This window comes from Streptomyces sp. NPDC036813 (assembly GCF_055609245.1).
Genome location: NZ_JBVJPV010000013.1, coordinates 36,456 through 49,474, shown reverse-complemented (window position 1 = coordinate 49,474; position 13,019 = coordinate 36,456). Strand labels below are relative to the sequence as shown.

Annotated in this window: 13 protein-coding genes; 8 read left to right on the top strand and 5 right to left on the bottom strand. The window is 71.5% G+C overall.

Translation table 11 applies throughout. The annotated features are described in order from the left end of the window. Nucleotides 1-168: 168 nt before the first annotated feature. Nucleotides 169-1,707: a peptide MFS transporter gene (locus ACZ67Q_RS25690; RefSeq protein ID WP_471186257.1), complete on the bottom strand. Its 1,539-nt coding sequence runs from the start codon at nt 1,705-1,707 to the stop codon at nt 169-171. A 672-nt stretch (nt 1,708-2,379) separates the two neighbouring features. On the opposite strand from ACZ67Q_RS25690, the gene ACZ67Q_RS25685 reads away from it, so the two are divergent. Next, nucleotides 2,380-3,057 carry a response regulator transcription factor gene (locus ACZ67Q_RS25685; RefSeq protein ID WP_020940464.1) on the top strand — a complete coding sequence of 226 codons (678 nt, stop codon included), beginning with the start codon at nt 2,380-2,382 and terminating at the stop codon, nt 3,055-3,057. Nucleotides 3,058-3,117: 60 nt separating this feature from the next. Then, nucleotides 3,118-4,395 (top strand): ATP-binding protein, encoded by a 1,278-nt coding sequence (locus ACZ67Q_RS25680; protein ID WP_471186255.1) that lies wholly within the window; start codon nt 3,118-3,120, stop codon nt 4,393-4,395. 70 nt (nt 4,396-4,465) lie between these two features. Here ACZ67Q_RS25680 and ACZ67Q_RS25675 read toward each other — a convergent pair whose 3' ends face one another. Continuing rightward, the gene (locus tag ACZ67Q_RS25675) at nt 4,466-4,972 is read right to left on the bottom strand and encodes a GtrA family protein (RefSeq protein ID WP_471186253.1); all 507 of its coding nucleotides are present in this window, start codon (nt 4,970-4,972) and stop codon (nt 4,466-4,468) included. A 175-nt stretch (nt 4,973-5,147) separates the two neighbouring features. Here ACZ67Q_RS25675 and ACZ67Q_RS25670 point away from each other — a divergent pair, with 175 nt between their 5' ends. From ACZ67Q_RS25670 to ACZ67Q_RS25650, 5 genes are all read left to right on the top strand, one after another. Further along, nucleotides 5,148-6,287 (top strand): 5-(carboxyamino)imidazole ribonucleotide synthase, encoded by a 1,140-nt coding sequence (locus ACZ67Q_RS25670; protein WP_471186250.1) that lies wholly within the window; start codon nt 5,148-5,150, stop codon nt 6,285-6,287. Between the two features lie 20 nt (nt 6,288-6,307). Next, a complete protein-coding gene (gene purE, locus ACZ67Q_RS25665) occupies nt 6,308-6,805 on the top strand; it encodes a 5-(carboxyamino)imidazole ribonucleotide mutase (RefSeq protein ID WP_471186795.1) in 498 nt (165 codons plus the stop codon). Nucleotides 6,806-6,809: 4 nt separating this feature from the next. Further along, complete coding sequence (locus tag ACZ67Q_RS25660) at nt 6,810-7,988, top strand: dipeptidase (protein ID WP_471186247.1); 1,179 nt, start codon at nt 6,810-6,812, stop codon at nt 7,986-7,988. Nucleotides 7,989-8,065: 77 nt separating this feature from the next. Continuing rightward, the gene (locus ACZ67Q_RS25655; RefSeq protein WP_471186244.1) at nt 8,066-8,425 is read left to right on the top strand and encodes a MerR family transcriptional regulator; all 360 of its coding nucleotides are present in this window, start codon (nt 8,066-8,068) and stop codon (nt 8,423-8,425) included. Nucleotides 8,426-8,529: 104 nt separating this feature from the next. Beyond that, a complete protein-coding gene (locus ACZ67Q_RS25650) occupies nt 8,530-9,639 on the top strand; it encodes a dipeptidase (RefSeq protein ID WP_471186241.1) in 1,110 nt (369 codons plus the stop codon). A gap of 313 nt (nt 9,640-9,952) precedes the next feature. Here the strand turns inward: ACZ67Q_RS25650 and ACZ67Q_RS25645 are convergent, their stop codons facing one another. Continuing rightward, nucleotides 9,953-10,342, bottom strand: a complete 390-nt coding sequence (locus ACZ67Q_RS25645) for a VOC family protein (RefSeq protein WP_361628640.1) — start codon at nt 10,340-10,342, stop codon at nt 9,953-9,955. 41 nt (nt 10,343-10,383) lie between these two features. Next, nucleotides 10,384-10,743, bottom strand: coding sequence for a VOC family protein (locus tag ACZ67Q_RS25640; protein ID WP_471186238.1), 360 nt, complete (start codon nt 10,741-10,743; stop codon nt 10,384-10,386). Nucleotides 10,744-10,848: 105 nt separating this feature from the next. Between ACZ67Q_RS25640 and ACZ67Q_RS25635 the strand changes: the two genes are divergently transcribed. Then, nucleotides 10,849-11,355 (top strand): CGNR zinc finger domain-containing protein, encoded by a 507-nt coding sequence (locus ACZ67Q_RS25635; protein ID WP_471186236.1) that lies wholly within the window; start codon nt 10,849-10,851, stop codon nt 11,353-11,355. Nucleotides 11,356-11,479: 124 nt separating this feature from the next. Here ACZ67Q_RS25635 and ACZ67Q_RS25630 read toward each other — a convergent pair whose 3' ends face one another. After that, nucleotides 11,480-12,823, bottom strand: coding sequence for a UDP-glucose dehydrogenase family protein (locus tag ACZ67Q_RS25630; RefSeq protein ID WP_471186233.1), 1,344 nt, complete (start codon nt 12,821-12,823; stop codon nt 11,480-11,482). Between the last annotated feature and the right edge of the window lie 196 nt (nt 12,824-13,019).

Sequence of the window (13,019 nt, the reverse complement as noted above, 5' to 3'; positions counted from 1 at the left end):
CGCAGGCGCGACAGCAACCGGCCACGCACCCGCACGGGCCGCCGCAGGCACCAAAGGGGCACGAGGAACGGCGCGAGCAACCACGACGCACCCGCAGACGACCGAGGGCCGTCGCATCCCCGGAGGGGGATGCGACGGCCCTCGGTCAAGAACCCTCTTCTGGCGACGTCAGCGAACGTCCCCCATCAGGGCCTTCACCTTGCGCCGGTACATGTACACCGCGAACCCGGCCAGCGCCGCGAGAACCGCCTCGCCGAGCACCGCGCCCTTGCCGCTGAGGTCGACCCCGGCGATCGCCGGGTTGGACAGCAGCGAGGTGATCGAGTCACCCGCGGTGACCGCGAGGAACCACACGCCCATCATCTGGCTGGCGTACTTCGCCGGCGCCATCTTCGTCGTGACCGACAGACCGACCGGCGAGATGCACAGCTCACCCACGGTCTGGATCAGGTAGATCCCGACCAGCCACATCGGCGTGACCTTGGTGCCGTCGGACGCCATGCCCAGCGGCAGCAGGAAGAAGAAGAACGACACACCGATGAAGAACAGCGCCGCCGCGAACTTCGCGACCGTGCTGGGCTCCTTGCCCTTGCGGTTCAGCCACAGCCAGAACCAGGCCATGACCGGCGCCAGCGCCATGATGAACACCGGGTTCAGCGACTGGTACCAGGACGACGGGAAGCTGAAGCCGAACAGCGAGTCGGCGGCCTTGGTCTCACCGAACGCCTGGACGGTGGACCCACCCTGGTCGTAGATCATCCAGAACGCGGCGGCCGCGACGAAGAACCAGATGTAACCGGTCATCTTCGACTGCTCGACCGTCGACAGCTCCTTGTCCCGCTTGATGCGCAGCAGCACACCCGCCGGGATGACCAGACCGATGACGGTGAGCGGGATCATCGCCCAGTTCAGCGTGAAGTGGCCGGTGAAGCCGACGACGCCGTAGAAGACGGCCGCGATGGCCAGCCACATCAGGCCCTTGCGCAGCCAGGACGCGCGCTCCTCGGCCGCGAGCGGCTTCGGGACGACGTTGCTCTCCGGGCTGAGGTTGCGGGTGCCGAGCAGGAAGGCGGCGAGGCCGATGGCCATACCGACGGCGGCGAGGCCGAAGCCGAGGTGCCAGTTCACTTCCTGGCCGACCGTGCCGATGATCAGCGGCGCGAAGAAGGCACCCATGTTGATGCCCATGTAGAAGATCGTGAAGCCGCCGTCCCGGCGCGGGTCGTCCGGACCGTCGTACAGGTGGCCGACCATCGTGGAGATGTTGGCCTTCAGCAGACCGGAACCGAGCGCCACGAGCCCGAGGCCCGCGAAGAACGGCGCCTGGCCGCCGGGCAGCGCCAGCACGAGGTGGCCGGCCATGATCGTGATCGCCGCGATGGCCACCGTCTTGCGGGGGCCCCAGACGCGGTCACCGAGCCAGCCGCCGGGCATGGCGAGCAGGTACACCATCGACAGGTAGACGGAGTAGATCGCCGTCGTCGTGGCCAGGTCCATGCCCAGGCCACCGCCCATGCTGCCCTTCTTGGCGTCGGGGCCGCCGGAGAGCAGGTAGACGACGAGCAGAGCCCTCATGCCGTAGAAGCTGAAACGCTCCCACATCTCGGTCATGAAGAGAGTGGCCAGTCCGCGGGGGTGGCCGAAGAAGGTCTTCCCGGAGCCGGGGGTGCCCGGCTGGACCGAGGCCTTCGTCAGGCTGGACGCCATGGTCGTTCCTTGCTGGTCGGGACGCGCGGGATGGAGCGTTGCGCGCCCGGTGGGGGGCAGGCCGGCACCGGCACGGGTCGGTCCGCCCACCCCCACGCCCAGGGGGAGTCCGCTCCGGATCGCGGAACGGGGGACGGCGACCACCGGGATCCACGCCTCTACGCGCGTTGTCGCGCTCGAGGCCCGGCCACAGGTCATTCCTTTCAAGGCCGGCCGCAGCCGGCCCGCACACAAAGAAGACCTTCAGCGTCACATGCTCGCCAAAGGTCCCCGCGGTGCTACAGGCGTTGATTCACCATACGGCAGGACACCGCCCGGTATGGAAGGACTTGAGACGCGGATCACAGATGACCGAGGAACCGCAAGCCCCGTCTCGGCAGTCGATACCAGGATGGCATCCGCCAATCACCCGGGCCGACACCGGGTCCGAGCCGCCCGGAACCCGCACGGAACCCGCACCCAACCGCCCGGGGTCTGCCCAGGACGCTGCCGGGAGCCGCCCGGGGGCCACTCGGGAGCTTCCCGGAACCGCCCCGGGCTCACTCGGGAGCTTCCCGGAACCGCCCCCCCCGGACCTCGCCGCAGGCCGCCCGTGTCCGGGTTGTCCGAAGGTAAGAGCCCCGCATGGCGATCTCACCTCGGGCGTTGCACCAGGCGGACTACCATCACCTCATGACCCGTGTACTGCTCGCCGAGGACGACGCGTCCATCTCGGAGCCGCTGGCCCGCGCACTGCGCCGCGAAGGGTACGAGGTCGAGGTGCGCGAGGACGGCCCCACCGCGCTCGACGCCGGAATGCAGGGCGGCGTCGACCTGGTCGTGCTGGACCTCGGGCTGCCCGGCATGGACGGGCTGGAGGTCGCGCGCAGACTGCGCGCCGACGGCCACACCGTGCCGATCCTGATCCTGACCGCGCGCGCCGACGAGGTCGACACGGTGGTCGGCCTGGACGCGGGCGCCGACGACTACGTCACCAAGCCGTTCCGCCTCGCCGAGCTGCTCGCCCGGGTCCGTGCCCTGCTGCGGCGCGGGGCCGCCGAGCCGCAGCAGCCGCCCGCCACGCACGGCGTGCGCATCGACGTCGAGTCGCACCGCGCCTGGATGGGCGACGAGGAGCTGCAGCTCACGGCGAAGGAGTTCGACCTGCTGCGCGTCCTGGTGCGCGACGCGGGCCGGGTCGTCACGCGTGACCAGCTGATGCGCGAGGTCTGGGACACCACCTGGTGGTCGTCCACCAAGACCCTCGACATGCACATCTCCTGGCTGCGCAAGAAGCTCGGCGACGACGCGGCGAACCCGCGGTACATCGCGACGGTGCGCGGCGTGGGCTTCCGCTTCGAGAAGAGCTGAGCCGGACTCCCGGGCTGCGCCGGGGCCGGTCCGCACCAGGCACCTTCAGGACAAGAGGACATGCGCCGTCGTCTCATCCAGTCCACGCTCGCCGTGGTGCTCGTCGTCATCGCCGTCTTCGGCGTGTCCCTGGTGATCGTCGAGACGCGGACGATCAGCAACACGGCGCAGGAGCGGGTGGACTCCGAGGCACTGCGCCTGGCCAGCGTGGTGGACAGCCGGCTGCTGAGCGCGGCGGGTGTCACCCCGGAGATCCTCCAGGGCCCGGGCATGCAGGACCGCTACGCCGTGGTCCGCATCCCCGGGCGGCCGCCGATCGAGGTCGGCACCAAGCCCGAGGGCGACGTCATCCGCTCCAAGGAGCACACGGGTGAGGAAGGCGAGACCGTCGTCGTCGAGGAGCCGCGCTCCACGGTGACCCGGGAGGTCGGCCGCACCCTGCTGATCATCGGCCTGGTCGCCCTGCTCGCGGTGGTGGCCGCGGTGCTGCTGGCGATCCGCCAGGCCAACCGGCTCGCCTCCCCGCTGACCGACCTCGCCGAAACGGCCGAGCGGCTCGGGTCCGGCGACCCGCGCCCACGGCACAAGCGGTACGCCGTGCCCGAGCTGGACCGGGTCGCCGACGTGCTGGACTCCTCCGCCGAACGCATCGCCCGGATGCTCACCGCCGAGCGGCGGCTCGCCGCGGACGCCTCCCACCAGCTGCGGACGCCGCTGACCGCGCTGTCGATGCGGCTGGAGGAGATCACCCTCACCGACGATCTGGACACGGTGAAGGAGGAGGCGAACGTCGCACTGACCCAGGTCGAGCGCCTGACGGACGTGGTCGAGCGGCTGCTGACCAACTCGCGCGACCCGCGCACCGGCTCCGCCGTCGCCTTCGACCTCGACGAGGTGATCCAGCAGCAGGTCGCCGAGTGGCGCCCCGCCTACCGCAGCGCCGGCCGGGCGATCGTCAGCTCGGGCAAGCGGCATCTGCAGGCGGTGGGCACCCCGGGCGCGGTGGCGCAGGTGCTGGCGGCACTGATCGAGAACTCCCTGATGCACGGCGGCGGCACGGTCGCGCTGCGCACGCGGGTCACCGGCAACCAGGCGGTGATCGAGGTGACGGACGAGGGCCCGGGAGTCCCGTCGGAGCTGGGCGCGCGCATCTTCGAGCGCACGATCAGCGGCCGCAACTCCACCGGCATCGGCCTGGCCGTGGCCCGCGACCTCGCGGAGGCCGACGGCGGCCGTCTGGAGATGCTGCAGGCGGCCCCGCCGGTGTTCGGCCTGTTCCTCTCCCGCAGCCAGCCCGCGAAGAAGCCGACCCGCGACGAGGAGCCGACGGTCCGCTGACCGCAGAGGACCGACCCGCGACGAGCAACAGACGGTCCGCCGACTGCGGGCGCCACCGGAAAAGGCCGGGTCAGACCCGCTGCCGAGGCCGCGCAGGCCCGGCAGGCCCGGTCGGTTCCAGGACGGACGGCGTGTCCGTGACGGCCTCGCCCGTGGGCAGGGCGCGGAAGACCCAGGTGCGGTAGGACCAGAAGCGGAACAGGGTCGCGACGCCGATGCCGATGAACTTGAAGATGTTGCTCTGCAGCGGGGTGTCCCAGCCGAAACCGTAGGTCGCCGCGTACAGCACGCCGTTCTCGATGACCATGCCGACCAGGCTGAACAGCAGGAACAGGGTCAGTTCCCGGGTGCGCCCGTTCTTGTCGGCGTCGCGGTAGGTGAAGTACCGGAAGCCGACGTAGTTGAAGACGATCGACACGACCGTCGCGATGACGCTGGCCCGGACCACCTGCAGATCGGTCACATGCCGTACGAGGTTGAACACGCCCAGGTTGACGAGCACGCCCGCCCCGCCCACGGCGCCGAATTTGGCGATCTCGCGGACGAGCCGCTGAAGTCCCGAGGTACCGCTTCCCATGGTCGAGCAGGCCCCCAGTCGTTACGGTTTCGTCAACCCAGCCATGCTAACCACCCCTAACGGCGGATGCCTGCCAAGTACCCGAGGAGGCCGGTGTGAGGCTTGACGGACGGGGTGGGAGCCGGGTCGGAGGCGCCCGATCCGGCCTGCTCCGCGTGGCCGATACCCTATGGGTGTGACGTTCCCGGTAGTCGGCATGGTCGGCGGGGGCCAGCTCGCTCGTATGACACACGAGTCGGGCATCCCGCTGGGCATCAGGTTCAAGCTCCTCAGTGACACCCCTCAGGATTCCGCGGCGCAGGTCGTGAGCGATGTCGTCATCGGCGACTATCGCGATCTCGACACGCTGCGCGAGTTCGCGCGCGGGTGCGATGTGATCACCTTCGATCACGAACATGTACCCACCGAGCACCTCAGGGCCCTGGAGGCGGACGGCATCCCCGTGCGCCCGGGTCCCGACGCGCTCGTGCACGCCCAGGACAAGGGGGTGATGCGCGCCAGGCTCGATGCGATCGGCATCCCGTGCCCACGGCACAGGATCGTCAGCGATCCGCAGGACGTGGCAGCCTTCGCGGCCGAGGGCGACGGTTTCCCCGTGGTCCTCAAGACCGTCCGCGGCGGCTACGACGGCAAGGGCGTGTGGGTCGTCGACAGCGTCGAGGAAGCGGAGGATCCCTTCAAGGCAGGGGTCCCGGTCCTCGCCGAGGAGAAGGTCGACTACGTCCGTGAGCTGGCCGCCAACGTCGTGCGCTCCCCGCACGGCCAGGCCGTCGCCTACCCGGTGGTCGAGTCGCAGCAGGTCAACGGGGTGTGTGACACGGTCATAGCCCCGGCGCCCGACCTCGACGAGGAGCTGGCGCTGAAGGCCGAGGAGATGGCCCTGACCATCGCCAAGGAGCTCGGCGTCGTCGGCCACCTCGCGGTCGAGCTGTTCCAGACCCGCGACGGCCGCATCCTGGTCAACGAGCTGGCGATGCGCCCGCACAACTCCGGCCACTGGAGCATGGACGGCGCGATCACCTCGCAGTTCGCCAACCACGTCCGCGCCGTACTGGACCTCCCGCTCGGCGACCCGCGCCCGCGCGCCAAGTGGACGGTGATGGTCAACGTCCTCGGCGGCGACTACCCGGACATGTACTCGGCGTACCTGCACTGCATGGCCCGCGACCCGCAGCTGAAGATCCACATGTACGGCAAGGACGTGAAGCCCGGCCGCAAGGTCGGTCACGTGAACACCTACGGCGACGACCTGGACGACGTGCTGGAGCGCGCCCGTCACGCTGCCGGCTATCTGAGAGGCACCATCACCGAATGAGCCCTGTTGTTGGCATCGTCATGGGGTCGGACAGCGACTGGCCCGTCATGGAGGCCGCCGCGAAGGCCCTCGACGAGTTCGAGATCGCCTACGAGGTGGACGTCGTCTCCGCGCACCGCATGCCCCGCGAGATGATCGCGTACGGCGAGCAGGCCGCCGAGCGCGGTCTGAAGGTGATCATCGCCGGCGCGGGCGGCGCCGCCCACCTGCCCGGCATGCTCGCCTCGGTCACCCCGCTGCCCGTCATCGGTGTGCCGGTGCCGCTGAAGTACCTCGACGGCATGGACTCCCTGCTGTCGATCGTGCAGATGCCGGCCGGCGTGCCCGTCGCCACGGTCTCCGTCGGCGGTGCCCGCAACGCCGGTCTGCTGGCGGCCCGGATCCTCGCCGCGCACGACGAGGAGCTGCTGGGCCGCATGCGGGACTTCCAGCAGGATCTCAACGACCAGGCCACCGAGAAGGGCAAGCGCCTGCGTTCCAAGGTCGAGGGAAGCAACGGCTTCGGCTTCGGGAAGTGACGCGATGACGTCCCTGGACACCGCCCGGGAACTCCTCGCCGAGTTCCCGGTCGTCGACGGTCACAACGACCTGCCGTGGGCGCTGCGCGAGCAGGTGCGCTACGACCTCGGCGCCCGTGACATCGCCGCCGACCAGTCCGCCCACCTGCACACCGACCTGCCCCGGCTGCGGGCGGGCGGTGTCGGCGCGCAGTACTGGTCGGTGTACGTCCGCTCCGACCTGCCGGACGCGGTGCCGGCCACGCTGGAGCAGATCGACTGCGTCACGCAGCTGGTCGACCGGCACCCGGACGTGCTGCGCCTGGCGCTGACGGCGGCCGACCTGGAGGCGGCGCGCCGTGAGGGCCGTATCGCCTCGCTGATGGGCGGGGAGGGCGGGCACTCCATCGCCAACTCGCTCGGCACCCTGCGCGGGCTGTACGCACTCGGCGTGCGGTACATGACGCTCACCCACAACGACAACGTGGACTGGGCGGACTCCGCCACCGACGAGCCGAGGGCGGGCGGCCTGACGGCCTTCGGCCGCGAGGTGGTGCGGGAGATGAACCGGCTCGGCATGCTCGTCGACCTCTCGCATGTGGCGGCGACGACCATGCGGGACGCGCTGGACGCCACCGACGCGCCGGTGATCTTCTCGCACTCGTCCTCCCGGGCCGTGTGCGACCACCCGCGCAACATCCCCGACGACGTGCTGGAGCGGCTGCCCGCCAACGGCGGGATGGCGATGGTGACATTCGTGCCGAAGTTCGTCCTCCAGGCGGCCGTGGACTGGACGGCCGCCGCCGACGAGAACATGCGCGCGCACGGTCTGCACCACCTGGACACCTCGCCCGAGGCGATGAAGATCCACCGCGCGTTCGAGGAGCGCAACCCGCGCCCCGTCGCCACGGTCGCGACGGTCGCCGACCACCTCGACCACATGCGTGAGGTGGCCGGCATCGACCATCTCGGCATCGGCGGCGACTACGACGGCACGGCGTTCACCCCCGAGGGCCTCAGCGACGTCTCCGGCTACCCGAACCTGATCGCCGAACTGCTGGACCGCGGCTGGTCGAGGTCCGACCTGGCCAAGCTGACCTGGCAGAACGCGGTCCGGGTGCTGGGGGCGGCGGAGGACGTGGCACGCGGCCTCCAGGCCACGCGCTCCCCGTCCCACGCGACGATCGAGTCGCTGGACGGCTGAACCGGCCGCGCCGACCGCTGGGGGACCGTACGCTCGAATCTGACAGCAGTGTCAGATTCGAGCCCGCGGGGGTGGACATGCGGATCGGTGAACTGGCCCGGCGTACCGGTGTCAGCGAGCGCTCGCTGCGCTACTACGAGAAGCAGGGGCTGCTCGCCTCGGACCGCACCCCGGGCGGCCACCGGGAGTACCCGGAGGCGGCCGTCGACCGGGTCATCCGGATCCAGGAGCTGTTCGCGGCCGGGCTGTGCAGCGCGAAGATCGCCCAGCTGCTGCCCTGCATGCGCGACACCGACGGCGGCCCCTCCGCCGTGGCCACGCCGAAGCTGGTGCGGGACCTCACCGCCGAACGCGAGCGCATCGACCGCATGATCCGCGACCTGGTCCGCTCCCGCGACACCCTGGACGAGGTCATCGAGTCCGCCGCGCGCGGCTGACCGGCGTACCCCCGAACGCCCCGTCCACCAGGAAGGACGCCCCGCTCCGTGCGACCGTGACGGTACTGCCGTTCTGCCGCCGATCACGACGTACGGAGACCGTCATGGCCGACCTCCAGGACGAACTGCACGACACGACCGAGATCGGCGACCTGCCCGTCGACGACCCTGTCGACGACCCCTTCCCGAAGGCGTACGCCGCCGCGCTGGACGCCGTCGACCGGGTGCGCGCGCTGCTCGCCGAGCACCCCGTCGCCGACGGCTACAGCGCGCTGTCCTGGGCCCTGCGCAAGCTGCCCTGGTACGACCTGGAACTGGGCGACAGCTCCGTCGACACGGACGTGCCCCGGCTGCGCGAGGGCCACGTCGGTGCCCTGCTGTGGTCCCTGCACCTGCCGGGGGAGCCGGCCGCCGGCCGCGCGCTCGTCAGCACGCTGGAGCAGCTCGACCTGATCCGCTCCGTCGTCCGCGGTCACCCCGAGGGCCTGCGGCTGGCCCGGACCGCCGGGCAGGTGATCGACGCCCGCAACTGCGGCCGGGTCGCCGTGATCCCCGGCCCGGCCCCGGCCGCCGCCCTCGGCGACTCGATCGCCATCCTGCGCGTACTGCACTCCCTCGGCGTCCGCGTCCTCACCCTGGCCGGCACCAGCTGGGCCAGCGAGGCGGGCCTGAGCCGGTTCGGCGAGGAGGTCGTCCGCGAGATGAACCGGCTCGGCGTGCTCGCCGACCTCTCCGGCGCCTCCGACGCCACCATCGCCCGCGCCCTCACGCTGTCCCGTACGCCGGTGCTGTGCACCCGGTCCGGTGCCCGCGCCCTGTGCCCGCACCCCGACAACCTGCCCGACGAACTGCTCGCCGGGCTCGGCGCGGCCAAGGGGCTGTGCATGGTGCCGCTGGCCGCCGACCAGACCGGGCCGAGGCTGAAGGACGTCGCCGACCACCTCGACCACGTCCGCACCGTCGCCGGTGCGGACTGTGTCGCCCTGGCCGGCACCTACGACTCCGGCGCGGACCACCCGCAGGACCTCGCCGACCCCTCCTGCTATCCCCGGCTCATCGCCGAGCTGCTGCGCCGCGGCTGGCCGGAGGCCGACCTCGCCCTGCTGACCTGGGGCAACGTCCAGCGCGTCCTGCGCAGCGCCGACTTCGCCGCCCGGACCGCGCAGGACCGCCGGGAGCCGTCGACGGCGACGATCGAGGAACTGGACGGGTAGACGGGCCCTCGGGGGCCCCGCGGACGGGCGGCAGCCCTTGGAAGCCCCGGACGGGCGGCAGTCCGTGGACCCCGGACGGGCGGCAGTTCTCGGGAGCCACGGGGGCCGCAGTCCGTGGGAGCCCCCGGAGACGGCCGAAGCCCGGGAGAGCCCCCCGAATAGCGGCCGTGCCCGGGCTCCCGGCAGGCGCCCCCCCCGGCCCCGGGCAGGCGGCAACCCCCCCGGACCCGGGCAGGTGGCAACCCCCCCGGCCCCGGGCAGGCGGCGCCCCCCCGGACCCGGGCAGCGGCAACCCCCCGGGCCCGGCCAGGCGTCAGTCCTCGGGGATCACGCACAGGCAGAAGGGGTGGCCCGCCGGGTCGGCGTACACCCGGAAGTCCTCGTCGCCCTCTTCCCGCTTCAGCAGCCGGGCCCCGAGGTTCAGGACCCGCTTCTCGACCTGGTCGACCTCGTCCCAGGTCGATCCCGCGTCCAGGTCCAGGTGGAACTGCTGGGCGTTGCGGTCCGCGCGCGGCCACTCCGGCGGGGTGTGGCCCTCCGAACGCTGGAACGCCAGCCGGGGCCCGTCGGGCACCCGGAGCACGACCCAGTCGGCGTCCTCGCTCTCGGGCTCGCCACCGACGATCTCGGCGTAGAAGCGGGCCAGCGCCCGCGGGTCGGGACAGTCGACGACGACGGAACGCAGACGTGCCACACGAGGCATGGAGACCTCCCTGGTCAGTGGTGTCTCGGCGGGCGCGCCCGTCAGCAGGCGCACAGGCAGAACGGGTGCCCGGCCGGATCGGCGTAAACCCGGAAGGTGCGCGTGCGGTCCTCGGCGTCCAGCGGCCGCGCACCCAGCTCCAGCACGGCCTTCTCGGCCGCGTCCAGGTCGGGCACGGTCAGGTCCAGGTGGAACTGCTGCGAGCCGTCGGCGGACGGCCACGTCGGCGGAACGTAGCCGGGCGCCTCCTGGAAGGCCAGCTGCTTCCCGCCCGGCAGCTTCAGATCCACCCACTCGCCCTGGTCCTCGACGGCGCCGCCCAGCACGGCGGCGTAGAAGCCGGCCAGGGCGCGGGGGTCGGGGCAGTCCAGAACGACGACTCCCAGTTCGGCGACGGCCATGACGTCCTCCTCGGCATCGGTGACGTTACCCGGACGGTTACCCATAGAGGCGGGTAACCGGTAACGGTGACTGCATGCTCCCGCATTGGAGGTAACGTCGCAAGCATGAGTGAGAGATCGGTCGCGCCCGGAGGACTCGCCCTGGTGGAGTCCCTGGTCAACACCCTGGACCTCGAGTCGGGCGGCGACACGCTCGGCACGGCCGAGGGCCGGGCGCGCTTCGGGCTCACCGAGGACGACGTGCCGGCCGCCCGCGAACTGCGCGAGTCGCTGCGGGCGGCCCTCCTCGCGCACGCCGGGCACCCCCCGCACCGCGAGGTCACCCCGCTCGGCGAACTGCTCGCCGCCGCCCCGCTGCTGGTCGCCGTGGACGAGGGGGACGGCTCCGCCCGTCTCGCCCCGGCCGACTCCGGTCCGCTGCCCTCCCGGGTCGCCGCCGCCGTCGCCGAGGCCCTGGTCGCGGGCACCTGGGACCGCCTCAAGGCCTGCGAGGCCGTCACCTGCCACTGGGCGTACTACGACCGCAGCCCCGCCGGACGCGGGCGCTGGTGCTCGATGCAGGTGTGCGGGGCGCGCGCGAAGATGCGGCGCTACCGGGCGAAGGGGGCGTGAGCGGGCGCCGCCGTGGTGCAGAATGCGACAGACGCCGGTTCGGCCGACTGAGCCTCGGCCGAACCGGCGTCTCGATACGCCTGCTGCTTCAGCCGGTACGTCCCTGAGACCGGTGCCGGTACGGCTACGCCGTGGGGCGGCCCATCGCCCGGTACGTCCATCCGGCGCGCCGCCACAGCTCCGGGTCGAGGGCGTTGCGGCCGTCCAGGATCAGCCGCTCCGCCGCGACCGAGCCCAGCTCCTCCGGGTCCAGCTCCCGGAACTCCTTCCACTCCGTCAGGTGCAGCACCACGTCGGCGCCGCGCACGGCGTCCAGCGCGGTGTCGGCGTACCCGAGGGTGGGGAAGATCCGGCGGGCGTTGTCCATGCCCTTCGGGTCGTAGACGGTCACCTGACCACCCTGGAGGTGGATCTGCCCGGCGACATTGAGCGCGGGCGAGTCGCGGACGTCGTCCGAGTCGGGCTTGAAGGTGGCGCCGAGCACCGCGACCCGCTTGCCCAGGAACGGGCCGCCGCCCAGCGCCTGCCGGGCCAGCTCCACCATCTGCCCGCGCTGGCGCATGTTGATCGAGTCGATCTCGCGCAGGAACGTCAGTGCCTGGTCGGCGCCCAGCTCACCGGCGCGCGCCATGAACGCCCGGATGTCCTTGGGCAGGCAGCCGCCGCCGAAGCCGATCCCGGCGCGCAGGAACTTCCGGCCGATCCGGTCGTCGTAGCCGATCGCCTCGGCCAGCTTCGCCACGTCGCCGCCCGCGGCCTCGCACACCTCGGCCATGGCGTTGATGAAGGAGATCTTGGTGGCGAGGAAGGAGTTCGCGGAGGTCTTCACCAGCTCGGCCGTCGGGAAGTCGGTGACGACGAAGGGCGAGCCCTCGGCGATCGGCGTGGCGTACACCTCGCGCAGCAGCTTCTCCGCGCGCTCGCTGCGCACGCCGACCACGATCCGGTCCGGGCGCAGCGTGTCCTGCACGGCGAAGCCCTCGCGCAGGAACTCCGGGTTCCAGGCCAGCTCGGCGTCCCCGCCGGCCGGCGCGTGCTCGACGAGGTAGGAGGCGAGACGGTCGGCCGAGCCGACGGGCACGGTCGACTTGCCGACGACCAGGGCGGGACCGCGCAGGTGCGGGGCGAGGGAAGCGATCGCGGAGTCGACGTAACTCATGTCGCAGGCGTACTCGCCGTGCCGCTGCGGGGTGTTCACGCAGACGAAGTGCACGTCGCCGAACGCGCCGACCTCGGCCCAGTCCTGGGTGAAGCGCAGCCGCCCGCTGGATCCCTCGATCCCGGCGACGTGCTTGCGCAGCAGGTCCTCGAGTCCCGGCTCGTACATCGGGACCTCGCCCTGCTGGAGCTTCTCGATCTTCTCCGGGACGACATCGAGGCCGAGCACCTCGAATCCCAGTTCCGCCATGGCCGCCGCGTGCGTGGCGCCGAGATAACCGGTGCCGATCACGGTGATCTTGAGGGCCATGCGTGCTCCCGGGTCGAGGTCGTTCGGTGCGCGTGCCGAGCATAGCCGGGGCGCGCCCGTGGCCCTCACCGGGCGGTTTTCCCTCTGTCGTTCAGGTCACGTACCCATGGGGCGTCCAGAGCTCTAAAATTTGAGTTACTTAACGGTAATTAGCGTTGGTATCGCGTCAGTATCACAGCGTCTTTGGAGCGTGAGA